Annotated in this window: 22 protein-coding genes and 1 tRNA gene; 15 read left to right on the forward strand and 8 right to left on the reverse strand. The window is 72.9% G+C overall.

Annotation, left to right across the window (positions count from 1 at the left end; all coding sequences use genetic code 11):
* Position 1 precedes the first annotated feature (1 nt).
* Positions 2-886, reverse strand: a complete 885-nt coding sequence (locus ACMATS_RS30090; protein WP_414170822.1) for a DMT family transporter — start codon at positions 884-886, stop codon at positions 2-4.
* A 215-nt stretch (positions 887-1,101) separates the two neighbouring features.
* Here ACMATS_RS30090 and ACMATS_RS30095 point away from each other — a divergent pair, with 215 nt between their 5' ends.
* From ACMATS_RS30095 to ACMATS_RS30110, 4 genes are all read left to right on the forward strand, one after another.
* On the forward strand, positions 1,102-2,760 hold the full coding sequence (locus tag ACMATS_RS30095) for an FAD-binding dehydrogenase (RefSeq protein WP_414169686.1): 1,659 nt from the start codon (positions 1,102-1,104) through the stop codon (positions 2,758-2,760).
* Between the two features lie 190 nt (positions 2,761-2,950).
* Complete coding sequence (locus ACMATS_RS30100) at positions 2,951-3,946, forward strand: hypothetical protein (RefSeq protein WP_391154190.1); 996 nt, start codon at positions 2,951-2,953, stop codon at positions 3,944-3,946.
* Between the two features lie 68 nt (positions 3,947-4,014).
* Positions 4,015-5,556, forward strand: coding sequence for an APC family permease (locus tag ACMATS_RS30105; RefSeq protein ID WP_390779261.1), 1,542 nt, complete (start codon positions 4,015-4,017; stop codon positions 5,554-5,556).
* Positions 5,557-5,585: 29 nt separating this feature from the next.
* Positions 5,586-7,514 carry a primary-amine oxidase gene (locus ACMATS_RS30110; protein ID WP_414169687.1) on the forward strand — a complete coding sequence of 643 codons (1,929 nt, stop codon included), beginning with the start codon at positions 5,586-5,588 and terminating at the stop codon, positions 7,512-7,514.
* Positions 7,515-7,674: 160 nt separating this feature from the next.
* Here the strand turns inward: ACMATS_RS30110 and ACMATS_RS30115 are convergent, their stop codons facing one another.
* The 3 genes from ACMATS_RS30115 to ACMATS_RS30125 form a co-directional block, all read right to left on the reverse strand.
* Positions 7,675-8,064 carry a (2Fe-2S) ferredoxin domain-containing protein gene (locus ACMATS_RS30115; protein WP_390778927.1) on the reverse strand — a complete coding sequence of 130 codons (390 nt, stop codon included), beginning with the start codon at positions 8,062-8,064 and terminating at the stop codon, positions 7,675-7,677.
* Between the two features lie 82 nt (positions 8,065-8,146).
* The gene (locus ACMATS_RS30120) at positions 8,147-9,586 is read right to left on the reverse strand and encodes an MFS transporter (RefSeq protein ID WP_414169688.1); all 1,440 of its coding nucleotides are present in this window, start codon (positions 9,584-9,586) and stop codon (positions 8,147-8,149) included.
* Positions 9,587-9,661: 75 nt separating this feature from the next.
* Positions 9,662-9,746: transfer RNA gene (locus tag ACMATS_RS30125), tRNA-Leu, on the reverse strand.
* A gap of 255 nt (positions 9,747-10,001) precedes the next feature.
* On the opposite strand from ACMATS_RS30125, the gene ACMATS_RS30130 reads away from it, so the two are divergent.
* From ACMATS_RS30130 to ACMATS_RS30140, 3 genes are all read left to right on the forward strand, one after another.
* Positions 10,002-11,342, forward strand: a complete 1,341-nt coding sequence (locus tag ACMATS_RS30130) for a M20/M25/M40 family metallo-hydrolase (protein WP_390778929.1) — start codon at positions 10,002-10,004, stop codon at positions 11,340-11,342.
* Positions 11,343-11,494: 152 nt separating this feature from the next.
* Positions 11,495-11,728, forward strand: coding sequence for a chaplin (locus tag ACMATS_RS30135; RefSeq protein WP_390778930.1), 234 nt, complete (start codon positions 11,495-11,497; stop codon positions 11,726-11,728).
* A gap of 153 nt (positions 11,729-11,881) precedes the next feature.
* A complete protein-coding gene (locus tag ACMATS_RS30140) occupies positions 11,882-12,790 on the forward strand; it encodes a chaplin (RefSeq protein ID WP_390778931.1) in 909 nt (302 codons plus the stop codon).
* A gap of 82 nt (positions 12,791-12,872) precedes the next feature.
* Here the strand turns inward: ACMATS_RS30140 and ACMATS_RS30145 are convergent, their stop codons facing one another.
* Positions 12,873-13,061 (reverse strand): DUF5703 family protein, encoded by a 189-nt coding sequence (locus tag ACMATS_RS30145; RefSeq protein ID WP_171080410.1) that lies wholly within the window; start codon positions 13,059-13,061, stop codon positions 12,873-12,875.
* Between the two features lie 47 nt (positions 13,062-13,108).
* Here ACMATS_RS30145 and ACMATS_RS30150 point away from each other — a divergent pair, with 47 nt between their 5' ends.
* Positions 13,109-13,867, forward strand: coding sequence for a hypothetical protein (locus ACMATS_RS30150; RefSeq protein ID WP_414169689.1), 759 nt, complete (start codon positions 13,109-13,111; stop codon positions 13,865-13,867).
* Between the two features lie 176 nt (positions 13,868-14,043).
* Here ACMATS_RS30150 and ACMATS_RS30155 read toward each other — a convergent pair whose 3' ends face one another.
* Together ACMATS_RS30155 and ACMATS_RS30160 are read right to left on the reverse strand one after the other, a co-directional pair.
* Positions 14,044-15,975 (reverse strand): helix-hairpin-helix domain-containing protein, encoded by a 1,932-nt coding sequence (locus ACMATS_RS30155; protein WP_414169690.1) that lies wholly within the window; start codon positions 15,973-15,975, stop codon positions 14,044-14,046.
* A complete protein-coding gene (locus ACMATS_RS30160; protein ID WP_414169691.1) occupies positions 15,972-16,955 on the reverse strand; it encodes an aldo/keto reductase in 984 nt (327 codons plus the stop codon). The genes ACMATS_RS30155 and ACMATS_RS30160 overlap by 4 nt, the downstream gene beginning before the upstream one ends.
* Before the next feature lie 126 nt (positions 16,956-17,081).
* Here ACMATS_RS30160 and ACMATS_RS30165 point away from each other — a divergent pair, with 126 nt between their 5' ends.
* Both ACMATS_RS30165 and ACMATS_RS30170 read left to right on the forward strand, forming a co-directional pair.
* Complete coding sequence (locus ACMATS_RS30165; RefSeq protein ID WP_391154339.1) at positions 17,082-18,131, forward strand: LLM class F420-dependent oxidoreductase; 1,050 nt, start codon at positions 17,082-17,084, stop codon at positions 18,129-18,131.
* Between the two features lie 227 nt (positions 18,132-18,358).
* Entirely contained in the window at positions 18,359-19,147 is a 789-nt protein-coding gene (locus ACMATS_RS30170; protein WP_414170823.1) for a ferritin-like domain-containing protein, read from the forward strand.
* A 43-nt stretch (positions 19,148-19,190) separates the two neighbouring features.
* Here ACMATS_RS30170 and ACMATS_RS30175 read toward each other — a convergent pair whose 3' ends face one another.
* Entirely contained in the window at positions 19,191-20,174 is a 984-nt protein-coding gene (locus tag ACMATS_RS30175) for a magnesium and cobalt transport protein CorA (protein ID WP_390778935.1), read from the reverse strand.
* A 74-nt stretch (positions 20,175-20,248) separates the two neighbouring features.
* Between ACMATS_RS30175 and ACMATS_RS30180 the strand changes: the two genes are divergently transcribed.
* The 5 genes from ACMATS_RS30180 (at position 20,249) to ACMATS_RS30200 (ending at position 26,408) form a co-directional block, all read left to right on the forward strand.
* Positions 20,249-20,944: a histidine phosphatase family protein gene (locus tag ACMATS_RS30180; RefSeq protein WP_414169692.1), complete on the forward strand. Its 696-nt coding sequence runs from the start codon at positions 20,249-20,251 to the stop codon at positions 20,942-20,944.
* A gap of 98 nt (positions 20,945-21,042) precedes the next feature.
* On the forward strand, positions 21,043-21,633 hold the full coding sequence (locus ACMATS_RS30185; RefSeq protein WP_336415767.1) for a DUF3090 domain-containing protein: 591 nt from the start codon (positions 21,043-21,045) through the stop codon (positions 21,631-21,633).
* Entirely contained in the window at positions 21,597-22,439 is an 843-nt protein-coding gene (locus ACMATS_RS30190; RefSeq protein ID WP_390778937.1) for an SCO1664 family protein, read from the forward strand. The genes ACMATS_RS30185 and ACMATS_RS30190 overlap by 37 nt, the downstream gene beginning before the upstream one ends.
* A gap of 330 nt (positions 22,440-22,769) precedes the next feature.
* Positions 22,770-23,999: a cysteine--1-D-myo-inosityl 2-amino-2-deoxy-alpha-D-glucopyranoside ligase gene (gene mshC, locus ACMATS_RS30195; protein WP_336415765.1), complete on the forward strand. Its 1,230-nt coding sequence runs from the start codon at positions 22,770-22,772 to the stop codon at positions 23,997-23,999.
* Positions 24,000-24,128: 129 nt separating this feature from the next.
* Positions 24,129-26,408, forward strand: a complete 2,280-nt coding sequence (locus ACMATS_RS30200) for a TIM-barrel domain-containing protein (protein ID WP_414169693.1) — start codon at positions 24,129-24,131, stop codon at positions 26,406-26,408.
* The last annotated feature ends 17 nt before the right edge of the window (positions 26,409-26,425 follow it).

A 26,425-nucleotide genomic window follows, 5' to 3' on the forward strand; every position in this document is an offset into this window, starting at 1 on the left:
CTCAGTGCGGCTGAAGATCCCGCATGTGCCCCTCCTCCGTCATCCCGGACGGCATCGCCGGATGCCGTCCGATCAGCACGATGCCCACCACGATGGCCGCCAGCCCGGCCGCCTGCCACGCCAGCGCCCCCGGCGTGGTCCGCAGCCGGTCGCCGAGGAAGCCCACGCCGCAGGCGATGCCGGCCAGCGGCTGGGCCGCGGTGAGCGCGGGCAGCGACATCCGCAGCGGGGCCGTCTCGAAGGCGCTCTGCACCAGCACCAGGCCCGTCACGCCGATCACCAGCACCCCGTACGGCTGCCAGCTGGTGACGAGGGCGGCCCAGCCGCCGTGCCCGAAGCGCTCGCCGCTGACCCGGGTCAGCGCGTCCTGCACGCCGTAGAGCAGCCCGGCCGCCACCGCCAGCAGAGCGGCCTCCGTGCTCATCCGGACCCGTTTGGAGACCGCGGCCAGCAGCATCGCGGTGCCCACCATGATCCCGATGATCAGCCAGTGCCGCAGCGGGTCGGTGACGGTGTCGCCGCCGTGCGGCTGCCCGGCGACGATGAAGGCGGTCACCCCGCACGCCAGCAGCACCAGTCCGCCCCAGCCGGTGAGGCCGAGCGGCTGTTTGGTCTGCCAGCGGGAGAGGGCCATGGCGAACAGCAGGTTCGTCGCGAGGAGCGGTTCGACCAGCGAGATCTCGCCCTGTCCGAGTGCCACGGCGCCGAGGATCATTCCGGCCACCATCAGGGCGATGCCCGCCAGCCAGCGCGGCATCCGCATGAGGTCCAGCAGCAGCCGGAGCGAGAGGAAGTCGCTCATCGGTGCCCGCTGCGCGGCGTTCTGCTGGAGCACGAACCCCACGCCCAGGCAGCAGGCGGCACTCACGCCGAAGGCGAAGACCATCACGTCGCGCACCTCAAGACCGGGCGGTCGTAGGAGACTTGACAGAAAAACGATAGCCGCCCGGTGGGCGGGATGACCGTCGAGTACCCCTCTTTCGGCCGTTCATCCGGTCAAACGGTTGACTGTGATCAGGGGTGCCCCGAGGATCGGACGCGCACGAACACCCTTCCGAAGGGTCCTTTCGATACCTCTCCGACCAGGGCGGATGTGCGGATGTGACGACGTACGACGCGGACGCGATCGTGATCGGGGCGGGTCTGGCCGGCCTGGCCGCCACGGCGGAGCTCGCCGCGGCGGGGCGGCGGACGATCCTCCTGGACCAGGAGCCGGAACAATCGTTCGGAGGTCAGGCGTTCTGGTCCTTCGGGGGTCTCTTCCTCGTGGACTCGCCCGAGCAGCGCCGCCTGCGGATCCGCGACAGCCACGCCCTGGCCTGGCAGGACTGGCTCGGCACCGCCGCCTTCGACCGCCCCGAGGACCACTGGCCGCGCCGCTGGGCCGAGGCGTACGTCGACTTCGCCGCGGGCGAGAAACGGGCCTGGTTGCGCCGCCTCGGGGTGCGCCTCTTCCCGGTCGTCGGCTGGGCCGAGCGCGGCGGCTACGACGCCACCGGCCACGGCAACTCCGTCCCGCGGTTCCACATCGCCTGGGGCACCGGGCCGGGACTGCTGGAGCCCTTCGAGCGGCAGGTGCGCCAGGCCGCCGCCCGCGGCCTGGCGGACCTGCGCTTCCGGCACCGCGTCACCGCCCTCTCCCGCACCGCGGGCGCCGTCGACACCGTGAGCGGCGAGGTCCTGGCCCCCAGCACGGCGGCCCGGGGCGCGGCGAGCAGCCGGGAGAAGGCGGGCGAGTTCACCCTCCGCGCCCCCGTGGTGATCGTCGCCTCCGGCGGCATCGGCGGCAACCACGGCCTGGTCCGGGCCCACTGGCCGCGCCGCCTCGGCGAACCGCCCGAGCGGATGCTCTCCGGGGTCCCCGCGCACGTGGACGGCGCGATGCTGGGCGTCACGGAGGCGGCGGGCGGGCGCCTCGTCAACCGTGACCGGATGTGGCACTACACCGAGGGCATCGAGAACTGGAACCCCGTCTGGGCCCGGCACGGCATCCGGATCCTGCCCGGCCCGTCCCCGCTCTGGTTCGACGCGACCGGCAAGCGGCTGCCCGTGCCGCTGTTCCCCGGCTTCGACACGCTCGGCACCCTCGAACACATCATGCACACCGGCCACGACCACACCTGGTTCGTGCTCGACCGGCGCATCATCGGCAAGGAGTTCACGCTCTCCGGCTCCGACCAGAACCCCGACCTGACCGGCCGGAGCGTTCGCGGCGTCCTGGGCCGCGCGCGGGCCGGGGTGCCGGGGCCGGTGCAGGCGTTCCTGGACCGCGGCGCCGACTTCGTCGTCGAGCGCGACCTGTCCGCGCTCGTGCGCGGCATGAACGCCCTCACCGGCAAGGAGCTGATCGACGCGGACGGGCTGCGCCGCGAAATCGCCGCCCGCGACCGGGAGATGGCCAACCCCTTCACCAAGGACCTCCAGATCGCCGCCCTCCGTGGCGCCCGCGGCTACCTCGGCGACCGGGTCACCCGCATCGCCGCCCCGCACCGCCTTCTCGACCCGGCCGCAGGCCCGTTGATCGCCGTGCGGCTGAGCATCCTCACCCGCAAGACCCTCGGCGGCCTGGAGACCGACCTCTCGGCGCGGGTCCTCACCCCCGGCGGCGAGCCGCTGCCGGGCGTCTACGCGGCGGGCGAGGCGGCCGGGTTCGGCGGGGGCGGCATGCACGGCTACCGCTCCCTGGAGGGGACGTTCCTGGGCGGCTGCCTCTTCTCGGGCCGCGCCGCGGGGCGCGCCGCGGCGCGGGACCTCGGCTAGGGCGAGGCCCGCGGCTGCCGGCGCGCACGGGAACCGGCAACCGGAGGTAACCACTCCTGACGATACGTCAGTTGACGTTTGGTCAGGTCCAAGATCGGGTCTTGACTCGGAGCAGTGACTACCGGTTTGCTGTGCGTCACTGATAACGATTACGCGCGCAGCGCCGAGGCGACCGGAGGGACGTACGCCGATGACGCCTCCACCCCCCTTGGGCCGTTCCCGGCACAAGGACGGGCCCACCTTCGACCCCGCGCTCGACGACACCCGCCTCGCCGCGGTCCGCGACGACCTGGCCCGCGGCCGCTGGGACGCCACCCGCAAGCTGCTCGCCTGCACCGGCGAGGACTGGGACCGCCGCGGCCACCGCCTCGTCGTCCTCGCCGAGGGCGCCGCCAGCGCCGCCTGGGCCCGCGACTGGCAACTGGCCGAGCCCGACAGCCCCGACGCCGCCGCCCTCCTCGCCTGCGCCGCCGTCTTCCGGGCCGTGCGCGGCCAGGACGGCCCCGACGAGGCCCGCACCCTGTGCCTCGCCGCGGCCCGGATGGCGCCCCGCGACCCCACCCCCTGGCTCTGCCTGCTGATCCTCGCCCGCCGCACCGGCACCGACGACGAGCGCGTACGCGCCTTCGACCAGGTGCGTGCCCGGCACCGCGACCACCACCACGCGCACCACCTGATGGCCGCCTGCCTCGCCGAACACCAGCAGGGCGACCGCGACGACCCGCTGCACGAGGTCTACGACTTCGCCTCCTGGGCGGCCGAACAGGCGCCCGCCGACTCGCCGTTGGCCGTGCTGCCCGTCGTCGCCCACGCCGAGCGCTTCCGCGTCCTCGCCCGCGCCGGCGTCGAGCCCGCCGACCCCGCGCGCTCCGGCCACTGGACCACCCGCCGGGCCCGGCAGGTGATGAAGGCCGCCTTCGACTGGTGGCTCGAATGGGACGTCGACGACGACGCTGACGACGCGGCGGACGCTGCCGACACCGCACCCGCCGTCACCCACCCGCGCCGCAAGGTCGACCTCAACTACCTCGCCCACGCCAAGCTCCACGAGGGCCGCCCCGCCGAGGCGGCCGCCCTGCTCACCCGGATCGGCCCGCACGCCACCCGCGCCCCCTGGTCCTACCCCGACCGGGACCCCGGCCAGGCCTTCCAGGCCGCGCGGCGCGCCGTGCTGGGAGCCGCATGACCGACGCCGGCGCGCAGCCCGACTGGCGCGGCCGCACCGCCCATCCCCACGGGAAGGACCACCCCGCCATGCCGACGGGCACAGCCAGCGAGATCCGCACGTTCAAGGGCCTGGAAAGACGCCTGCGCGCCGACCGGATCGGCGTGCCGGGACTGCTGCTGTCGGTGGCCGCCTCCAGCGCGCCGCTGATGGTGACGGCCGGCGTCATGCCCACCATCTACGGGACGATGGGCATCGTCGGCCAGCCGCTGCTCTTCGTCATCCTCGGCTGCGTGCTCACCCTCTTCTGCTTCGGCTACGCCGAGATGAGCCGGCACGTCCACAACGCCGGTGCCTTTTACGCCTACATCGCCCGCGGCCTCGGCGGCACCGCCGGAACGGCCGCCTCCGTCGTGGCGCTGGTCGCCTACAGCACCATGCAGTTCGGCATCTACGGCATCTTCGGCTTCGAGGTCGCCGGCCTGCTCGACAAGTACTTCGGGGTGGCCGTCGGCTGGTGGGTGCCCGCCCTCGCGGGCGTCGTGGTCATCGGCGTCTGCGGCTGGCTGAAGATCGACCTCAACGCCAGGGTCCTCGGCGTCCTGCTGATCGTCGAGTGCGCGATGGTCGCCGTCTTCGACATCTCCGGTCTCGGCAGCCCCGGGAAGGACGGCCTCTCGCTGCAGGCCTTCGACCCCACCACCCTCTCCGGGGCCGGGCTGGGCACCGCCCTCTGCTTCACCATCGCCGCCTTCGTCGGCTTCGAACAGGCCGCCGTCTACGCCGAGGAGACCAGCAGCCCGCAGGTCACCGTCGCCCGGGTCACCTTCCTGGCCGTCGGCCTCACCGCCGTGCTCTTCGCCGCTGGCTCCTGGGCCCTGGGCGTCGCGGCCGGCCCCTCGCAGATCGTCGGACTCGCCCGGAAGGAAGGGCCCGACCTCCTCTTCACCCTCGCACAGAACCATCTGGGCACGGCCTTCACGGACGTCATGCACGTCTTCTACGTGACCGGCATGTTCGCCGCCATGCTCAGCTTCCACAACGTCGTCGCCCGCTACGCCTTCGCCATGGGCCGCGAGGGCCTGCTGCCCGGGGCCGTCGGCCGCACCGCGCGGACCAGCGGCGCGCCCGCCCACGGCTCCCTGCTGCAGAGCGCCGTCTCGCTGCTGGCCGTGGCGGCCTTCGCGGTCACCGACGACCGGCCGCACGGCGACCCGACGGCGCCCGTGCTGCATCTGTTCACCTGGATGGGCAACGTCGGCGCCCTCGGCATCATCGTGCTCATGGCCGCGGCCAGCGCGGCCGTCATCGCCTTCTTCGTCCGGCGCGGTGCGGCCCGCGCCCAGGCCCCGCGGCTGCTCGCCTCCGGCGTCGCCGGGGCGGCCCTGGTGGTCATCGCCTGCTACGCGGTCACGGACTTCCACGTCCTGCTCGGTGCCGCCCCCGACTCCGCGCTGCGCTGGATCCTGCCGGGCATCATCGGCGCGGCCGTGCTGCTGGGGCTCGGCTACGGCCTGGTGCTCAAGGTGGTGCGCCCGCAGGTGCACGCGCGGATCGGCCTGGGCAACGAGGCGTTCCAGCTGGAGAAGGCGGCGGGTGGCTCCACCACGCCGCCGCACAGGGCCCGTTGAGCCGATCGAGCCGACAGAAAGGTTTCCTCATGACCTCCTGCTGCCACCCCGCCCCCACACCCCCCGCCGGGCCCGCCCTCCCGCACCCCCTCGACCCGCTGAGCGCCGAGGAGATCACCGAGGCCCGCCGCATACTCGAGGAAGCGGGCAAGGTGCACGACACCACCCGCTTCCCCCTCGTCCTGCTCGACGAGCCCGAACGGCACACCGCGGCCGCCCACCGCCCCGGCGACCCGGTGGTCCGCAGACTGCGGGTCACCCTCCTCGACGCGGCCACCGGCGCCGCGGCCGAGGCCGTCGTCGACGTCACCGCCGGACTGCTCCTCGCCCACCGGGAACTCGACCCGGCCAAGGACGGACAGCCCCAACTCGCCTTCGAGGAACAGGGCGTCGTCGACGCGATCGTCAAGGCGGACCCCGGTTGGCGCACGGCGATGGCCGCCCGCGGCGTGCCGGACGAAGCCCTGGAACTGGCCATCTGCGCACCGCTGGCGGCCGGTTGCGCGCCCGACGCCCGGCCCGGCCGCCGCCTGGTGCGCTCGCTGACCTGGCTGCGCTGCGACGCCTCCGACAGCCCGTGGGCCCACCCGGTGGGCGGGCTGGTGGCGGACGTCGACGTGACCGAACGGCGGGTCGTGCGCCTCGTCGACACCGGGGCAGTGCCCGTACCCGCCGAATGCGGGCGCTACGCCCGCGAGTTCACCGGTCCCGCCCGCACCGGCCTGCGCCCGCTGGAGATCACCCAGCCCGAGGGCCCCTCCTTCCGCCTCGACGGCCCGCTGCTCACCTGGCAGAACTGGAGCTTCCGCGTCGACTTCAACGCCCGCGAGGGCCTCGTCCTGCACCGCATCACCCACCGCGACGGCGACCGCGAACGCTCCGTGCTGCACCGCGCCTCCCTGGCCGAGATGGCCGTGGCCTACGGGGAACCGGACGCGTCCCGCAACTGGGTCGCCTTCCTCGACGCGGGCGAGTACGGCCTCGGCGCCAACGCCAACGCCCTCCGCCTCGGCTGCGACTGCCTCGGCGAGATCCGCTACCTCGACGCCGTCGTCGCCGACGACCTGGCCAGGCCGCGGACGCTGCCCAACGCGGTCTGCATCCACGAGGAGGACCACGGACTCCTGTGGAAGCACACCGACGTGTTCGCCGACATGGCCGTCGAGAGCCGCCGTTCGCGGCGCCTGGTCGTCTCGTTCATCGCCACCGTCGGCAACTACGACTACGGCTTCTACTGGTACTTCCACCAGGACGGCACCATCGCCTTCGAGGCCAAGTCCACCGGCATCGTGCAGACCTCGGCCGTCGAGCCGGGGGAGGGCTCGCCGTTCGGCACGGAGGTGGCGCCGGGGCTGCTCGCCCCGTACCACCAGCACCTGTTCTGCGTACGGCTCGACGCGGCCGTCGACGGACCGGCCAACACGGTCGAGGAGGTGGACGTGGTGCCGCTGCCGGACGGGCCCGGCAACCCCAACGGCAATGCGTTCACGACCCGGACGACCGTGCTCACGGACAGCGCGGAGGGCGGCCGCCTCGCGGACACGTCCGTCGGCCGCCGCTGGCGCATCACCAACTCCGCTGCGCGGAACCGCATGGGACAGCCGGTCGCCTACACGCTCGTCCCGCAGCCCGGCCCGGCCGTCCTCGCCCGCCCCGGCTCCCCGGTGGCCCGGCGCATGACCTACGGCACCAAGCACGTGTGGGTCACCCGGCACCGCCCCGACCGCCGCTACCCGGCGGGCGAACACCCCAACCAGCACCCCGGGGGCGCGGGCCTGCCGGAGTGGACGACGGGCGGCGAGTCCCTGCGGGACACGGAGCTGACGGTGTGGCACACGTTCGGGCCGACGCACCTGCCGCGCCTGGAGGAGTGGCCGGTCATGCCGGCCGATGCGACGGGCTTCACGCTGAAGCCGACGGGCTTCTTCGATCGGAACCCGGCACTGGACTTGCCGTGATCGCGCCCCGTAAGGGGCGCGGGGAACTGCGCGACCAGCCACCGACGGCCCGCAGTTGAGGCAACTACCCCAGGGGTCCGGGGCGAAGCCCCGGGAACCTCGACTGCAGGCGCGTCGTGGCTGAGCGCGCAGTTCCCCGCGCCCCTTCGGGGCGAGGGCTTCAGCCCTCCAGCGCCTTCCCCACCCGTCGCGAGACGGTGAACTCGTACAGGTCCAGCACCCCCGGCGGCTCCGCCAGCCCCGGACCCCCGGCCCGGACCCACGCCGCGATGTCCGTCAGCGCCTCGTCGTCGTTGACGAGCCCCAGCCACACGGGCCGCCCCCCGGCGGCCCGCCCCGCGGCCGACGGCTGCACCACGACCACATTGGCCTGGTCGCAGACGTCCAGGCACTCCGACGCCCTTACCTCCGCCGCCCCGCCCAGCGCCGCGCGCAGCCGGGGTATCTGCCCGCCGTGATCGACCCCGGGCACTTTCGCCGGGTCGCCGCAGCAGCAGCCGCGGCACACGGTGATCCGGCAGGGGGCGGCGGACGCCTTCTTGGTGATCATCCGGCCGATGATACGCACCGCGGAAAACCGAAAGCCCCGGCACAGCCGGGGCTTTCGGACGGGTACGGGCGGCGCGGCGCCGTTACTCCTGTGCCTCCGCCGCGACCGGCTTCGGGATCAGGAAGGACGTCCCGATCGCGGCGGCCATGATGACCACACCGGCGATCATGCTGGTGACGTACCCGCTCGCCGACGCCGGGTCGGACGGCTGGGCCGCCGTCTGCACGGCGAACAGCAGGGCGAAGCTCAGGCCTGCACCCAGGTTGAACGCGCCCGCGTTCAGGCCGGGCAGGAAGCCGGGGTTCTCGTTCGGGGACAGCACGATGCCGAGCCCGTTGAGCACGATGTTCGCCACGCCCGCGTAGGCGATGCCCACGAGGATCGACGTCGCCAGCAGCATCAGGCGCGAGTGCGCCGGGATCGTGACGATCATCAGGACGACGGAGGCCACCGATCCGACGAGGCCGATCCGCAGGATGCGCCCGTAGCCGAAGGTGGCGGCGAGGCGGCCGGCGACCGGGCCCATGGCCAGGCCGGCGAGCGCGTACGGGGTGAGGGTCCACCACGCGGACTGCTCGGCGGTCATGCCGAGGCCGGCCTTGGCGTCCTGGGCGAAGGCCGGGATCAGGCCGTTCATGACGGCGAACACGCCGGTCATGGTGAGCGTGGTGGTCAGCAGCGTGGCCCAGGTGCCGCGCTGCTTGAGGTGCCGGGTGGCGACCAGCGGGTGCTTGGAGCGGTCCTCGATGCGCCAGAACACGGCGAACGCGGCCGCGGCGACGACGACCAGCCCGGCGACCAGGCCCCAGTTGGCGGCGGCGAGCTTGCCGGCCTCGTTCAGGGCGACGAGCAGCGAACCGACCGAGACGACGAGGAGGCCGACGCCGGGCCAGTCCATCCGGTGCGCGCCCTCGACCTTGGACTCCGGCGTCATGGTGGCGGCCAGCACGGTCGCGATCACGGCCACCGCGGCCATGGCCCAGAAGACGGCCTGGAAGCCGTGCTTGTCGGCGAGGAAGCCGCCCGCGAGGGAGTCGACGCCGGCGACGCCGCCGTTGACGGCGGTGATCATGCCGAGCAGGGTGCCGTACCGCTTGGGCTCGGTGACCTCCTGCCGCAGCATGATCAGGCACAGCGGGACGGTCGGGCCGGACGCACCCTGCAGGATGCGGCCCACGAACAGCATGGGCACGCTGTCCGACAGCGCCGCGACGACGCAGCCGACGGCCATCAGGGCCAGCATTCCGGCCAGCACCTTGCGGCGCCCGACGACGTCGCCGAGCCGCGGCAGGAAGAGCGAGAACAGCGCCGCCGAGGTGAAGAAGGCGGTCTGGGTGAGGCCGACCTCCGCGGAGCTGGCCCCGAGGCTGTCCTGGATGCTCTTCAGCGCGGGGCTGAGCATGCTGGCATTGAGCTGGAACGCAATGCAGGCGGTGAGGAGCGCGGTGACCAGCACGCCCACCCGGACGGTGCGGCCCGTCGCCGGGGTGCCGGTGGGCCGGTCGGTGAGAGAAACGTTCATGCCTTGACGCCCGTGTGAAGTGGATCCGAACACACAGAAAAACCCCAGCTGAGCTGGGGTTTCTTTTTCTGTGAGTGTCCGAGGGGGGACTTGAACCCCCACGCCCGATAAAGGGCACTAGCACCTCAAGCTAGCGCGTCTGCCATTCCGCCACCCGGACTAGGTGTTTGTCTCTGCGGGGTGTTCCCCGCGGCGACAGAGAAAACAATAGCAAACATCCGGGGGTGCTCGATCACCCTGCCGGACCAGGGCCCGTCCTGGGGCCCCGGGGCCCGTGCGGGGCCGTTCGTTGCGGCCGTATGTCGGCAGCATTGCGGCCTTGGGCTGCGGGAACGGGCGAGAGAGGATGGCGGAGGACCCAGAGCCGGGGTCCGTCCGCAGTCGGGCCCCGGCCGATGAACCACGAGGAGGCAGCGTGAGCGAGTCGAAGCCGGCCCGTAGCGGGGGCGCGGGGGCGGGGAGCGCCGAGAGCGAGGTCGTCGACCTCTGCCGCGATCTGATCCGGATCGACACCAGCAATTACGGCGACCACTCCGGACCGGGAGAGCGTGCCGCCGCCGAATACGTGGCCGAGAAGCTCGCCGAGGTCGGGCTCGAGCCGCAGATCTTCGAGTCCCACAAGGGCCGCGCCTCGACCGTGGCCCGCATCGAGGGCGAGGACCCGTCCCGCCCCGCCCTGCTCATCCACGGGCACACCGACGTCGTCCCGGCCAACGCCGACGACTGGACCCACCACCCCTTCTCCGGCGAGATCGCCGACGGGTGCGTCTGGGGACGCGGCGCGGTGGACATGAAGGACATGGACGCGATGACGCTCGCGGTCGTCCGCGACCGGATGCGCTCGGGCCGCAAGCCCCCGCGCGACGTCGTGCTCGCCTTCCTCGCCGACGAGGAGGCGGGCGGCACCTACGGCGCCCGCCACCTGGTCGACAAGCACCCCGGGCTCTTCGAGGGCGTGACCGAGGCCATCGGCGAGGTGGGCGGCTTCTCCTTCACCGTCAACGAGAACCTGCGGCTCTATCTGATCGAGACGGCCGAGAAGGGCATGCACTGGATGCGGCTCACCGTGGACGGCACGGCGGGCCACGGTTCGATGACCAACACGGACAACGCGATCACCGAGCTCTGCGAGGCGGTCGCCCGGCTGGGGCGGCACGAGTTCCCGGTGCGGGTGACCAAGACCGTGCGGTCCTTCCTCGACGAGCTCTCCGACGCGCTCGGCACCCCGCTCGACCCGGAGGACATGGAGACGACCCTCGCCAAGCTCGGCGGCATCGCCCGGATGATCGGCACCACGCTGCGCAACAGCGCGGCGCCGACCATGCTCGGCGCGGGCTACAAGGTCAACGTGATCCCCGGGCAGGCCACGGCGCACGTCGACGGCCGCTACCTGCCCGGGTACGAGGAGGAGTTCCTCGCCGACCTCGACCGGATCCTCGGGCCGCGCGTGCGGCGCGAGGACGTGCACGCGGACAAGGCGCTGGAGACGAGCTTCGACGGCGACCTCGTGGAGGCGATGCAGTCGGCGCTGAAGGCCGAGGACCCCATCGCGCGCGCCGTCCCCTACATGCTCTCCGGCGGCACCGACGCCAAGTCCTTCGCCGACCTCGGCATCCGCTGCTTCGGCTTCGCGCCCCTCAAGCTGCCCCCCGAGCTGGACTTCGCCGGGATGTTCCACGGAGTGGACGAGCGGGTGCCGGTGGATGGTCTGAAATTCGGGGCGCGGGTGCTCGACCGCTTCCTGGATGAGTGCTGACTCGGGTACTGAACAAAAGCCACTCTGCTCGATCTTGGCGCTTTCGTAGCCGGAAAGAGTGAATGCCCTCATGGCTACGTAGCCCGATTGCCTCCGTGTCGTTACAGGTGTGCGGTCCGCGGCTGGGACCGCATGCCAACAAGGAGGAATCCATGCTCAAGAAGGTCGCCGCTGCTGCGGCTGCCACCGGCGGTCTCGTGCTCGCGGGCGCGGGGGTGGCTGCTGCCAGCTCGGGCGCCGAGGGCGCTGCCGTGAACAGCCCCGGAGTCGTTTCCGGCAACGTCGTGCAGGTGCCGGTGGAGGTCCCGGTCAACGTGTGCGGCAACACGATCAACGTCGTCGGGCTGCTGAACCCGGCCACCGGCAACACCTGCATCAACAAGTGACGTTGTGCCCCCTTCCATGAGGGTTTGAAGGAGGGCGGCTCCGAAGCGCGCGCCATGCGCTTCGGAGCCGCCGGGGTTTCGATGAGCCGTCGGCTGGGCCGCTCGGTTTTCGACATGGCAAGAAGCGCAAAAAGCAGCAGAGGGGCAGAAGCAATGCGACAGGTCTCCAAGAAGGGCCTGCTCACCGTAGCGGCGGCGAGCGGGGTACTCGCCGTCACCGGCGGCTACGCACACGCGGACACCGGCGCCGAGGGCGTCGCCGCACATTCCCCCGGTGTCGCCTCCGGCAACACCGTGCAGGTCCCGGTCCACGCACCGGTGAACGTCTGTGGCAACACCGTGAACGTGGTCGGTCTGCTCAACTCGGCCTCGGGCAACACCTGCATCAACGGCGGCGGCCACTTCCACCGGGGCCACGAGGGCCACAAGGGCCACGGCGGCAACGGGCACGAGGGCCGTGAAGGCCACGAGGGCCGCGGCACCGGCGTCGCCCTCGCCGCGGGCAAGGCCGAGCACTCGCCCGGCATCGCCTCCGGGAACGTCGTGCAGGTCCCGGTCAGCGTCCCGGTCAACGCCTGCGGCGACAACGTCAGCGCCGTCGGCGTCGGCAACTCGGCCACCGGCAACGGGTGCTTCAACGACGTCGGCGGCGACCGCGAGCAGGGCGGCCCCTGGGAGCACGAGCCGTCCCGCCACCACGGGCAGCCCCCGTCCGACGACTGCGACGACCACGGCCCGCACCACCCCGGGCACGGGCAGCACCACGGCAACCCGCCCTCCGAGGGCGGTCAGCCGGGCGGCCACGAGCAGCAGCCCGCGCAGCACCAGCCGGGCGGCCACGCCCCGGGTGCGCCCGGCACGCACGAGGTCAAGCCCGTCACGGCCGTGAAGGGCGTGCACCGTGCGCCCGAGCAGCCGTCCACGATGGCGCAGGCCGGCACCAAGGCCGCCCAGCTCGCGCACACCGGCGCCGGCCAGATCGGCATGGCCGGCGCGGCCAGCGCCGCGCTGCTGCTCGGCGGTGCGGTCCTCTACCGCCGCTCGCAGGGCGCGCAGGGCTGAGCCCGTAGGTCACGGCAGTACGGAGCGGGTCCCGCGGATCGCGGGGCCCGCTCCTTCCGTGTCATCGCAGTCGTCCGTGCGGTCACCACGTGGCGCGCAGCTGGCGGATGATCCGCCGCCGCAGCCGCACCCTGCGGCTGCCGTCGGGGTACAGGCGCAGGCGGTCCAACTCCCAGTGTCCGTACTCGGCATGATCGGTCAGCAGGCGCGTGGCCGCCCCTCGGGAGACCCCCCGCGGCACATACACATCACAGAATTCGTATTCCGGCATCGCATCTATTGTGCGGGAACAGCCCCGGTACGGATAGCGTCTGCAGTATGTCTGATGCTGCGCAGCCGACCGCTGCCGAGGTACGGGCCGCCGCCGAGGCGGTCAAAGCCGCTCTGGACCGCCACCTTGAGGCCGTAGAACGCCGCTCGGGGGAGGACGACCCGGCCGTCTACGCCGCGTTCAACGAGCTGGCCGCGACAGCCGAGGCCTACGACGAGCTGCTCTACGACGTCTACGACGAGGTCACCCCCTTCGAGATCCCCGGCGACGACTCCCTGCCCGGCTACGCGGGTCCGGAAGAGCCGAGCGCGCTCAGCGTGCTGATCCGCAGGGATTATGCGGTGGCCGAGCCCCAGCGGCTGCTCGCCCAGGCCCAGCGCGTCGCCGACCTCGACCCCGACGTCGAGGCGGACGCCGGGGCGCCCGGCACGGCGGCGGGCATCGTGGGCAGCAGCGTGCACGCGGCGGTCACGGTGCTCTTCGGGGAGTACGAACCGGATGAAATCGCCTCCCGGCACAAGGAGTTCGGCCTGGAGGAGGGTGACTCCACTCTGTGGGTGGCCGCGGCCGACGGACTCGCGGAGCCGGGGGACTGGCTCTCGGAACCCTTCGAACAGCCCGAAGCGCAGCGGGTGATCTGCCGGTTCGACGTCAGCGCCGTCTTCGACGAGGAGCTCGACGACCTCGGCGACGACGCCTTCGACGATGGCGACGACGGCGACGACGGGATCGACGACGGAATCGACGAGGACGGCGGCGACGAGGAGTCCGCGAGCGGGACCCGCGCCCGGCAGGGGAAGGGCTGAGCCCTCCCCCTGCCGGGCGCCCCGAAGGGGCGCGGGGCTGTTTCGATGTGCGGCTCCGCCGCGTGGGCGCGACCATCCCCCAGCTACCTCCCCCAGCTACCGCTGGGGGTGCCCCCAGGAGGTGCCCCCAGACGAGCCCGCAGGTCGACGCACCGCACTCCCCGCGGAGCGTCTGGTCACCCGGCAGTGCGGGTCTGCGCCTCCAGCAGGGACCGCAGCCGGGTGGTCCGCTCCTTCGCCGGCACCTCGGCGACCGCCCGGGGCAGCGCCTGGTCGACGCCGTGCACGACCGACAGATGGCGCTCGCCACGGCTGAACGCGGTGTAGACCCACGCCCGGGTCAGCTCCCCGGCCGCATCGCCCGGCAGCACCACCACGGCGGCCGGCCAGCGCATCCCGGCCGCCTGGTGCGCGGTGACGGCCCAGCCGTGCCGCACCTCCTCCGGAACCCGGTCCGGCGCCACGACGACCGGGGCACCGCCGCACTCCAGGCGCAGCCCCTCGGCATCCGCCGAGACCACCGTGCCCGGGACCGCCCGGCCCGGCGCCGGAACGTGCACGATCCGGTCGCCCGGGTCGAAACCGCCGAACCGGCCGGGGCCCGGGTTCAGTCGCTCCTTGAGTGCCGCATTGAGCGCCCGCGTTCCCGCGGCACCGCCGTGGCCCGGGGTGATCACCTGGGTCTGCTCCGGCGGCACACCGATCGCGCGCGGCACGGAGTCGGCGACGAGCTGCACCGTGCGGTGCACCGCCTCACCGGCGTCCCGCACGGGAACGATCACGACCTCCTTGCCCGGGGCGTCCACCTGGTTGAGCTCGCCGATGCCGATGCCGGAGACCAACTCGCCCACCGGACCCGGGTCCGGGGTGCGCGAGACCACGACCGGGCAGGCGCGGGACGCCACCACATCCGCGAACACCCGGCCCGCACCGGCCGACCAGAGCACGCCCGGGTCGCCGCTGAGTACCAGCCGCGTGCCGTCCGCCAGCGACTCCACCAGCAGGGCGGTCGTCTCCACGTCCAGCTGGGGCGCATCGAGGACGGCGAGCAGGTCGAGCGCGAACGAACCGTCCTCGTCACGCCCCGGACCCTCCCGGCCCGCCAGCAGACCCGCCACCGTCACCGCGTCCGCCTCGCCCTGCTCGACGAGACGGCGCCTGCCGTTCTCGGTGTGCGCGGCGGCCCACGCGCGCAGCCCGAGCGAACGGGCGGCGGCCACCAGCGCAGCCGGCTCCGCGCGGGCCGTCTCGCCGCCGCTGTGCGTCACGAGACCGGCCCCGGCCGTGGCGCGCACGAGCTCGGCGGCGGAGGGCGAGGGAGCGGCGGCCGCCGCCTCCTCCCACTCCGAACCGGCCTCCGCCGGGCCGTTGTTGAGCAGCCGGGCCAGCCCGTCGGCGAGGCTTTCCTCGGCCATGGCGTACCGGTCGAGCCCCAACAGCAGCCGGACGTCGGCGGCTTCCTCCGACTCCTCCGCCGCCTCCCCCTGCTCGCCCTCCTGGAACACCAGCACCGCACCCTCGGCAATGGCCGCCTGCAGCGCCGCGTCCGCGTCCGCGTCGGGCACGGAACGGCGGGCCAGTTCGGCACGCAGCACCGACGACTCCAGCACCGTGTGCCCCGCGAGGGCGGCGCGCTCCAGCAGCCACACGACCAGGGCCTGCGCCCGACGCTCGTCCCCCGGCCCGCACTCCGCACCGAGCAGCGCCCGCGCGAAGCCGTCGGCCTGCTCGGGACGCACACCCGGCACCGCCAGCAGCTGCCACGGGTCCTCGCGCAGCACGTCGGCCGCCTGCTCGCCGAGAACCTCGGTCGCGGGCCCGGCGAGCGACTCGGGCGCCCCGCCCGCCGCCAGCACCTCGCGCACCCCGGCCCCCGGAGGGACCGGCTGCCGCCGTGCGGGCGCCGGCGCAGCCGCCGGGATCCGGGCAGGCTTCGGCGCCGGCCGCGCCGCGGGCCGCGCAGCAGGCTCGTTGAAGAAGGAGGCGGCCGACCGCTCCCCGCTCTCGACGGCCCGCACGGCGGCCGCCAGCGCCTCGGCGGCGGCGGACCGCCGCCCGCCCTCCGCGGCGGCGGAATCGGCCCCCTCGGCGGGGTGATCGGTCGTCACAGCGTGCTCCAGTCCTGATCGGGGTAGCGGTGCACGGGCGCCGACACGTCGTCGAGAGCCCTGCAGATCTCGTCCGGAAGCGTAAGGGTCTCCACTGACAACGCCGCCGCGAGCTGCTCCGCCGTCCGCGCCCCGACGATCGGGGCGACCACGCCCGGGCGGTCCCGGACCCAGGCCAGGGCCACCTGCAGCGGCGTCGTCGCCAGCCCGTCCGCCGCCGTGGCGACCGCGTCGACGATGTGCCCCGCCGCCTCGTCCAGGTACGGCTCGACGAAGGCGGCCAGGTGGTCCGAGGCGCCGCGCGAGTCCACCGGGGTGCCGCGGCGGTACTTGCCGGTCAGCACGCCGCGCCCGAGCGGCGACGAGGGCAGGATGCCGATGCCCAGGTCACGGGCGGCCGGCAGCACTTCGCGCTCGATGCCGCGCTGCAGCAGCGAGTACTCCATCTGTGTGCTGGCCAGCCGGGTGCGCGTGCCCGGTGCCGCGAGCTGCCAGGTGGCGGCCTTGGCCAGCTGCCAGCCGCAGAAGTTGGAGACCCCCGCATAGCGGGCCCGGCCGCTGGCGACGGCGAGGTCGAGGGCCTGGAGGGTCTCCTCCACCGGGGTGAACGGATCGAAGGCGTGCAGCTGCCACAGGTCGACGTAGTCGGTGCCGAGCCGCTCCAGGGAGGCGTCGAGCGCGGCGAGCAGATGCCCGCGCGAACCGTCGAACCGCCGGTCCGGGTCCGGCACGCTGCCCGCCTTCGTCGCGATGACCAGGTCGCGGCGCGGGACGAGCTCCTCCATCAGTTGCCCGAGCAGGTACTCCGCGCCGCCGTCCGCGTAGACGTCCGCGGTGTCGACGAGCGTGCCGCCCGCCTCCAGGAACGTCTTGAGCTGTTCCGCCGCGTCGTGCTCGTCGGTGTCCCGGCCCCAGGTCAGCGTGCCGAGCCCGATCCGGGACACGCGCAGGCCCGTGCGCCCGAGATGCCTTAGCTCCATAGCGGGTGACCTTACTGGCCGCGGCCCGCCCCGCGGCCGACGCCCGGTGACGTATCCCCGGCCGGCACGCTACAGTCCCGGCAACGACGACGTTACTGATCGGTAGGGAGTGCCCCGATGGCTCGGATGCGGCTCGGAATCAACCTCGGCTACTGGGGAGCCGGGATGGATGCGGACAACCTGGCGGTGGCCCGCGAGGCCGACCGGCTCGGCTACGCCGTCTGCTGGGCGGCCGAGGCGTACGGTTCCGACGCCCCCACCGTGCTGTCGTGGGTCGCCGCGCAGACCGAGCGGATCGACGTCGGTTCGGCGATCTTCCAGATCCCCGCCCGCACGCCCACCATGACGGCGATGACGGCCGCGACCCTCGACTCGCTCTCGGGCGGCCGTTTCCGGCTGGGCCTGGGCGTGTCCGGTCCGCAGGTGTCCGAGGGCTGGTACGGGGTGAAGTTCGACAAGCCGCTCGCCCGCACCCGCGAGTACGTCGAGATCATCCGCAAGGCGATGTCCCGCGAGCGGCTCACCCACGAGGGGGAGCACTGGACCCTGCCGCTGCCCGGCGGCCCCGGCAAGCCGATCAAGCTGACCGTGCACCCGGTGCGCGAGCACATCCCGCTGTACATCGCGGCGATCGGGCCGAAGAACCTGGAGCAGACCGGCGAGATCGCCGACGGTGCCCTGGTCGTCTTCTTCGCCCCCGAGCACGCCGAGGAGACCACGCTCGGCGCGCTGCGCGCGGGCCGCGCCAAGGCCGGCAAGGAGCTCGACGGCTTCGACCTCGTGCCGACCGTCCCGATGGCCGTGGGCGACGACCCGGGCGCCCTCGCCGACCTCTTCCGCCCGTACACCGCCCTCTACGTGGGCGGCATGGGCAGCGCCAAGCAGAACTTCTACAACAAGCTGGCGCAGCGCATGGGTTACGAGAAGGAGGCGGCCGAGATCCAGGAGAAGTACCTCGCCGGGGACAAGGCGGGCGCGGCCGCCGCCGTGCCGCGGCAGCTGATCGACTCCACCACGCTGCTCGGCCCGGTGGAGCGCATCGCCGACCGTATGCAGGCCTACGCCGATGCGGGGGTCACCACGCTCTCCCTCGCCCCCGCGGGCTTCACGCTGGACGAGCGGATCACGGCGCTGCGGACCGGAGTCGAGGCGCTGGAGCGGGCCGGGCTGGCGTAGCCGGAGGGGGCTCTGCGGCCGTGGTGGGGGCTCGGGGGTGGCTTCCCCGCCACGGCCGACACCAGCACAACGCCCGTACGGGCCAAGGGTTACGGGCCGGGGGCAGGTTGCGTGCGTCCTTCGTTCGGCCGAGTGCGCGCCGCCCCCTGTTGCCGCTGCTCCTGCAGGGCATTTGACTGGGATTTCGCGAATGTCGTGGTGGTGGAGTGGAGACGGAGGCGGTCGTGATGCTCTCGGCCAGAAGTCTGTTCCAGGAGATCCTCGGCGACGACGAATCCTTCCGGCTCTTCTGCTCGATCGCCGCCGGCGGCGAGGACCGGGGCGGCTGGGAGAACGGCCGGATCGCGGCCCTCGTCCCCGAGCGCCACCGCGCCCTCGCCCCCAAGATCGCCCGGCACGGCGCCGACGAGGACAGACACGGCCGCATCTTCCGGTCCCTGCTGCACCAACGCGGCCTGGAGCCCGTCGAGGTGCCCCCCGAGACCGACTACACCGGGATCCTGGAGCGGCGTGGCATCGGCCTCCCGCACACCAGGCTGCGCGGCGAAACCCGGCTGACCGAACGGGACATCGTCATCTACCTCGCGCACAGCAGGGTCACCGAGCAACGTGCGGCCGAGCACATGGAGATGCTCGTCGAGCACTTCGGCGACCACCCCGAGGTCGGCAGGGCCGTCACCGTGATCCGTCACGACGAGAGCAATCATCTCTCCTACTGCCACGAGGAGTTGCTGCGCCTGACCGCCGCCGGGCACGGCCGGGCGATCCGCCGGATCCTGCGCCGCAGCGCCCTCGCCGAGATCGCCGTCCACCGCGACGTGAGCCTCGCCGTGGCGGGCCACATGGGCCGCATCCTGCGCTGGCCCCCGAGCAAGACCGCCGCCCTCGTGGCGGCCATTCACGTGCTGTACGCCTACGAACGTCTCTGCGGCTGGCGGCGGATGGTCACGCTGCGCATGCCGCGCCGGCGCAACGCCCTGGGCGGTCCGGCGCCCAGGCACCCCGAATTCGTCTGACCGGCCCGGCGGTTGTCACCCGGTGGTTGTCCCCCGGTGGCCGTCACAGCCAGCCGCGCCGCTTGAACATCCGGTACAGCCACACCACCAGCCCCGCCATCACCGCGACCGCCGCCGGATAGCCCCACGGCTGCCGCAGTTCGGGCATGTGCGTGAAGTTCATCCCGTAGACCCCGGCGATCATCGTGGGCACCGCGGCCATGGCCGCCCAGGCCGAGATCTTGCGCATGTCGTCGTTCTGCTGCACGCCCATCTGCGCCAGGTGCGCCGAGAGGATGTCGGACAGCAGCCGGTCCAGGCCCTCCACCGACTCGTTGGCGCGCGCCAGGTGGTCGCTCACGTCACGGAAGAACGGCCGGGACCGTTCGTCCGCGAACGGCAGCCCCGCGCCGGACAGTCGCGCGAGCGGCACGGTGAGCGGGACGGTCGCGCGCCGGAACTCCACGAGCTGCCGCTTGAAGGAGTAGATCCGTGCAGCGGTGTTCTTGTTGTCCGTGCCCACCGGGGCGAAGACCTCCGCCTCCAGCTCGTCCAGGTCCGCCTGGAGGGCGGCCGCCACCTCGGTGTAGCGGTCCACGACCTCGTCGCTCATCGCGTACATCACCGCCGTCGGCCCGTGCCGCAGCAGTTCCGGGTCCCGCTCCAGCCGCTGCCGCGCCCGGGCCGGCGTGCCGCCCTCGCCGTGCCGGACGGCGACCACGAAGCAGTCGCCGACGAACAGCATCAGCTCACCGGCGGTGACGGTGTCCCGCTCGTCGTCGTACGCCACGGGCTTGAGCACCAGGAACAGCGAGTCCTCGTACACCTCGAGCTTCGGCCGCTGGTGCGCCTTGAGCGCGTCCTCGACGGCCAGCGGGTGCAGCCGGAACTCCTCGGCCACCAGCGCGAACTCGTCCTCCGTGGGCTCGTACAGCCCGATCCAGACGAAGGAGTCCCCCTGGCTGCGCGCCTGTTCCAGCGCGTCCGAGAAGTCGGCCGGGCCCTCGGTGCGGCGCCCGTCCCGGTAGATGGCACAGTCCACGATCACGCGGGCATTCTCGCGCCTCTCCTTTCTCCCGCACACCGGGGGCCACCCATCGGACACCCCCTAGGCTGGCCCCCATGCCCACCCTGATCCTGGTCCGGCACGGCCGGTCCACCGCCAACACCGGGGGCGTGCTCGCCGGATGGACCCCGGGTGTCGCCCTCGACGAGCGCGGCGCGGCCCAGGCCGCCGCCCTCCCCGGCCGGCTGGCCGCCCTGCCGCTCGCCGCCGTGGTCACCAGTCCGCTGCAGCGCTGCCGGGAGACCCTCGCCCCGCTGCTCGCCGCCCGTCCGGAGCTGCCGCTGCACACCGACGAGCGCATCGGCGAGTGCCACTACGGCGACTGGGCCGGCCGCAAGATCGCCGAACTCGCCGGCGAGCCGCTGTGGGAGGTCGTCCAGCGCCATCCCTCCGCCGCGGCGTTCCCCGGCGGCGAGTCCGTACGCGCCATGCAGACCCGCGCCGTCGACGCCGTGCGCGACTGGAACGAACGCATCGAGCGGGAGCACGGGCCCGACGCGGTCTACCTCATGTGCTCGCACGGCGACATCCTCAAGGCGATCGTCGCCGACGCGCTCGGCCTGCACCTCGACCAGTTCCAGCGGATCGCCGTCGACCCCTGCTCGGTCAGCGCCGTCCGCTACACCCGGCTGCGGCCGTTCCTGCTGCGCCTCGGCGACACCGGGGACCTCGCGGGCCTGGCCCCGCACGAGGAGGTGCCCGGGGCCGGCAGCGGGGACGCGGCCGTCGGGGGCGGTGCGGGGGCACCGTGATCGCCGTGCGCAGTAGGGTGGGGACGTGGTGAGGCGGGGCCGCCGGCACCACACCCGGATCCGTACCTTCCGACCACCGAACCCCATGGAGCAGGACGTTGTCCCGTCAGGTGTTCCTCTATGACCCGCCGGACCGCTTCATCGCCGGTACGGTCGGGCTGCCGGGCCGCCGCACTTTCTTCCTCCAGGCCAGCGCGGCCGGCCGGGTCACCACCGTAGCCCTGGAGAAGGCCCAGGTGGAGGCGCTCGCCGAGCGCATCGACGAGCTGCTGGACGAAGTGGTCCGGCGCACCGGGGGCAGCGCCCCCGTACCCGCCGTGGCCCCCGCGGAGCTCGCCGACGCGGCTCCCCTGCAGACCCCCGTCGACGAGGAGTTCCGGGTCGGCACGATGGCCCTCGCCTGGGACGGCGAGAGCGAGCGCATGGTCGTCGAGGCGCAGGCCCTCGTCGAGCTGGACGCCGACACCGACGAGGACCTCGCCGAGGCCGAGGAGCGGCTGCTGCAGGACGAGCTGAACGGGCCGCCGATGCTGCGCGTACGCATCACCGGGACCATGGCCCGGTCCTTCGCCAAGCGCGCCCTGGAAGTCGTCAACGCCGGCCGCCCGCCGTGCCCGTTGTGCAGCCTGCCGCTCGACCCGGAGGGACACGTATGCCCGCGCCAGAACGGATACCGCCGCGGAGCGTGACCCCGCACGAGCTGCTCTCCAAGGGCGAGCTGACGGTGCGTGGGCAGGTGCGCGGGGCCTCGAACGCGGTCCTGTACTGCACGGTCGAGTACGCGGGCCACAGCGCCGCCTGCGTCTACAAGCCGGTCGCGGGGGAACAGCCGCTCTGGGATTTCCCGGACGGGACGCTGGCCCAGCGCGAAGTCGCCGCGTACGAGCTCTCCGAGGCCATGGGCTGGGGCCTGGTCCCGCCCACCGTGCTGCGGGACGGGCCGTACGGGCCGGGCATGTGCCAGCTGTGGATAGAGGCCTCCGACGGGTCCTCCGACGGGGAGGCGGACGAGCCCGCGCTGCTCGCCCTCGTCGAGGGGGAGGAGCCCGGGCCCGGCTGGAAGGCCGTGGGCTACGCGGACGTCGGCGAGGACCGCACGGCGCTGCTCGTGCACGCGGACGACGAGCGGCTGCGCCGCCTGGCCGTGCTCGACGCCGTCATCAACAACGGTGACCGCAAGGGCGGTCACCTGCTGCCCGCCGCCGACGGCCGGCTCTACGCCATCGACCACGGTGTGACCTTCAACGCGGACGACAAGCTGCGCACCCTGCTGTGGGGCTGGGCGGGGGAGCCGCTGCCGGAGGAGGCGGTGGAGGCGCTGCGACGGCTTTCGGCCGATCTGGCCGAGGGGAGCCCCCTGGCCGGGCGGCTGGCGGAGCTGATCACCCCGGCCGAGATCGACGCCCTCCGGGAGCGGGTCGCGGAGCTCCTGCGCACGGGACGGCACCGCGAGCCGAGCGGACAGTGGCCCGCGATCCCTTGGCCGCCGGTGTGAGCGCCCCGAAGGGACATATGCGGCTCCACCGCGTGGGCGCGACCAGTAGCGCCCCGTCAGGGGCGCGGGGAACTGCGCGATCAGCCACCGACGGCCTGCAGCCGACGCACCACCCCGGGGTCGGGGCGAAGCCCCGGGGACTTCGACTGCGGGCGCGTCGTGGCCGGTCGCGCAGTTCCCCGCGCCCCTGACGGGGGCGCCGTGGTGACCGTCGCCCACGTTCAAGGCGCGTTCAACTAGCGGCAGTGTTCAACTGCCGCAAGAGGGCCGGTTCGGCCAACCACCGGATCCGGTTCGTATCCGGAAGCCGCGTCCGGTTACGCTCGGGGCATGCATGCCTGGCCCGCTTCCGAGGTGCCCGCCCTGCCTGGCAGTGGCCGCGACCTCAGGATCCACGACACCGCGACCGGCGGACGGGTGACCCTCGCCCCCGGTCCCGTCGCCCGTATCTACGTCTGCGGCATCACGCCGTACGACGCCACCCACATGGGGCACGCGGCAACCTACAACGCGTTCGACCTCGTGCAGCGCGTGTGGCTCGACACCAAGCGGCAGGTTCACTACGTCCAGAACGTCACCGACGTGGACGACCCGCTGCTGGAGCGGGCCGTGCGCGACGGTGAGGACTGGACGGCCCTCGCCGAGCGCGAGACGGCCCTCTTCCGCGAGGACATGACCGCCCTGCGGATGCTGCCCCCGCAGCACTACGTGGGCGCCGTGGAGTCGATACCGAAGATCGTTCCCCTGGTGGAGCGGCTGCGCGACGCCGGTGCCGCCTACGAGCTCGACGGCGACATCTACTTCTCCGTCGCCTCCGACCCGTCCTTCGGCGGCGTCTCCCACCTCGACGCCGAGGCGATGCGGCTGCTGTCCGCCGAGCGCGGCGGCGACCCGGAGCGCCCCGGCAAGAAGAACCCCGTCGACCCGATGCTGTGGATGGCCGCCCGCCCGGGCGAGCCCAGCTGGGACGGCGCCTCGCTCGGCCCGGGCCGGCCCGGCTGGCACATCGAGTGCGTCGCCATCGCCCTGGACCACCTGGGCATGGGCTTCGACGTGCAGGGCGGCGGCTCCGACCTGATCTTCCCGCACCACGAGATGGGCGCCTCGCACGCGCAGGCGCTCACCGGCGAGCACCCCTTCGCCAAGACCTATGTGCACGCCGGCATGGTCGCCCTCGACGGCGCGAAGATGTCCAAGTCCAAGGGCAACCTGGTCTTCGTCTCCAAGCTGCGCCGCGACGGCGTCGACCCGGCCGCCGTCCGCCTCACCCTGCTGGCCCACCACTACCGCGCCGACTGGGAGTGGACGGACTCGGTCCTCGACGAGGCCGTGGAGCGCCTGGACCGCTGGCGCGCCGCCGTCTCGCGCCCCGACGGCCCGTCCGCGGACGCGCTCGTCGAGGAGATCCGCGAGGCCCTCGCCGACGACCTGGACGCCCCGGCCGCCCTGGCCGCCGTCGACCGCTGGGCCGCGGCCCAGGCCGCGGACGGCGGGACGGACCCGGGTGCGCCCGGCCTGGTCTCGCGGGCCGTGGACGCGCTGCTGGGCGTGGCGCTGTAGCCGACTGAACTGCTTTCCGGGGCGCTCTCTGCTGTGCAGGGGCGTCCCGGACGCATGTGCGGGAAAGTCCAGGAGCGTGTGACGCGAGTCCATGGTCGTCGGGGTGCCGGGCGCACTATGCACGCGAGCATGACAACACGCAGACTTCGCAGACGACTGAGGGCAGTGGTGGCAGGCACCCTGCTCGGCCTGGCGGCCGCGGCGGCCGGCCCGGCGGGCAGTGCGCACGCCGGCCCGCCGGACCCGCCGGAGCGCACGACGGTGGGTGACGTCACGGGCTTCGAGGCCGAGAGCTCGGCGGCCTACCGGCTGACGGCGGGCCGGGCGGCGGCCCGGGTCACCTTCGTCTCCCCGGACACCTTCCGGGTCGAACTCGCGCCGGACGGCACCTTCACCGACCCCACGGGCAAGGACATCGTGCTGCCGCAGGGTGCACCGCCCCGCACCCGCTGGAAGGAGAAGGGCGACCGCTACGAACTGTCCACGTCGGCGGTCACCCTGCGCGCGTACAAGGCACCGCTGCGCTTCGCGCTGTACCGCGCGGACGGCACGCGCGTGTGGTCGGAGACCAAGGGTCTGACGTGGGACAAGGACAGCACCACCCAGACGCTCGCACGCGGCGCGGACGAACAGTTCTACGGCGCAGGCATGCAGAACGGCCGCGGCAACACCTCGCACCGGGGCAAGACGGTGGAGGCGGGCGTCGACTACAACTGGGACGACGGCGGCCACCCCAACTCGGTGCCGTTCTACCTGTCGTCGGCGGGATACGGAGTCTTCCGCAACACATACGCACCGGGCACGTACGCCTTCACCGACCCGGTGACGACGACGGAGAAGGAACACCGTTTCGACGCCTACTACTTCGCGGGCAGGACGCCGAAGGAGGTCATCGGCCAGTACACGAAGCTGACCGGACGGCCCTTCCTGCCACCGCTCTACGGCCTGGAGATCGGCGACTCGGACTGCTACCTGCACAACAAGAACCGCGGTGAACGGCACACGCTGGACGCCCTGAAGGTGGCCGACGGCTACAAGGCCGCCGACATGCCGTTGGGCTGGATGCTCGTCAACGACGGCTACGGCTGCGGCTACGAGAACCTGGGCGAGGCCGACAAGGGCCTGGGCGACCGCAAGGCGGCGATGGGCCTGTGGACCGAGGACGGCCTGACGAAACTGGCCGACCAGGTGAAGTCCGGCCAGCGGGTGGCCAAGCTGGATGTGGCGTGGGTCGGCGACGGCTACAAGTTCGCGCTGGACGGTTGCAAGGACGCGTACAAGGGCATCGAGGACAACAGCGACGCCCGTGGCTTCACGTGGGCGCCGGAGAGCTGGTCGGGGGCACAGCGGTGCGGGGTGCAGTGGTCGGGTGACCAGAAGGGCTCGTGGGACTACATCCGTTGGCAGATCCCCACGTATGCGGGGGCGACGATGTCGGGCCTGGCGTACACGACGGGTGACGTGGACGGCATCTTCGCCGGCAGCCCGAAGACGTATGTCCGCGACCTGCAGTGGAAGACGTTCCTCCCGTCGGTGATGACGATGGACGGCTGGGCGCCGAGCGACAAGCAGCCGTGGCGCTACGGCGATCCGTACACGTCCATCAACCGCAAGTACCTGAAGCTGAAGGAAGCGCTGCTGCCGTACATGTACACGTACGCGGCGCAGGCGGCGCACACGGGCGTGGGCCCGGTGCGGCCGCTGGCCCTGGAGTACCCGCACGACGCGAAGGCGGCGTCGGACGCGGCGAAGTACGAGTTCCTGGCGGGGGAGTACTTCCTGGTGGCACCGGTGTACGAGGACAAGGAGGTGCGTGACGGCATCTACTTGCCGCGGGGCACCTGGACCGACTACTGGACGGGCCGCACGTACGAGGGCCCGACCGTGGTGAACGGCTACCGGGCCCCGCTGGACACGCTGCCGTTGTTCGTGAAGTCCGGTGCGAACGTGCCGATGTGGCCGGGCATCAGGTCGTACCGCGACCGCACGGCGGCGTCGCCGCTGGCGTGGGACGTCTACCCGTCGAAGGGGAAGTCCTCCTTCACGCTGTACGAGGACGACGGCGTGACGCGCGCCCACCGCGCGGGCGCGTACGCGCAGCAGACGCTGACGGTCCGCGGGCCGGGGGAGCGGGGCGACGGTGACACGACGCTCCATGTGGGCGCGTCGAAGGGCGAGTTCCGGGGCAAGCAGACGGAACGCCCGTACGAGTTCACGGTGCACATGGGTGCGGGACCGGACGCGGTGACGCTGGACGGGTGCGTACTGCCGCGCCTGGAGTCGCCGGAGGCCTTTGCGAGCGCGTCGCAGGGCTGGTGGTACGACGCGGATGACCGGGGCGGGGTCGCGCACGTCAAGACGGCTGCGCTGCCGACGGATCGGGGGTTCACGGTGGTGCTGGAGGATTGAGGGAAGATCTTGGCAGC

It is taken from the genome of Streptoverticillium reticulum, assembly GCF_047456005.1.
Taxonomy (GTDB): domain Bacteria; phylum Actinomycetota; class Actinomycetes; order Streptomycetales; family Streptomycetaceae; genus Streptomyces; species Streptomyces reticulum.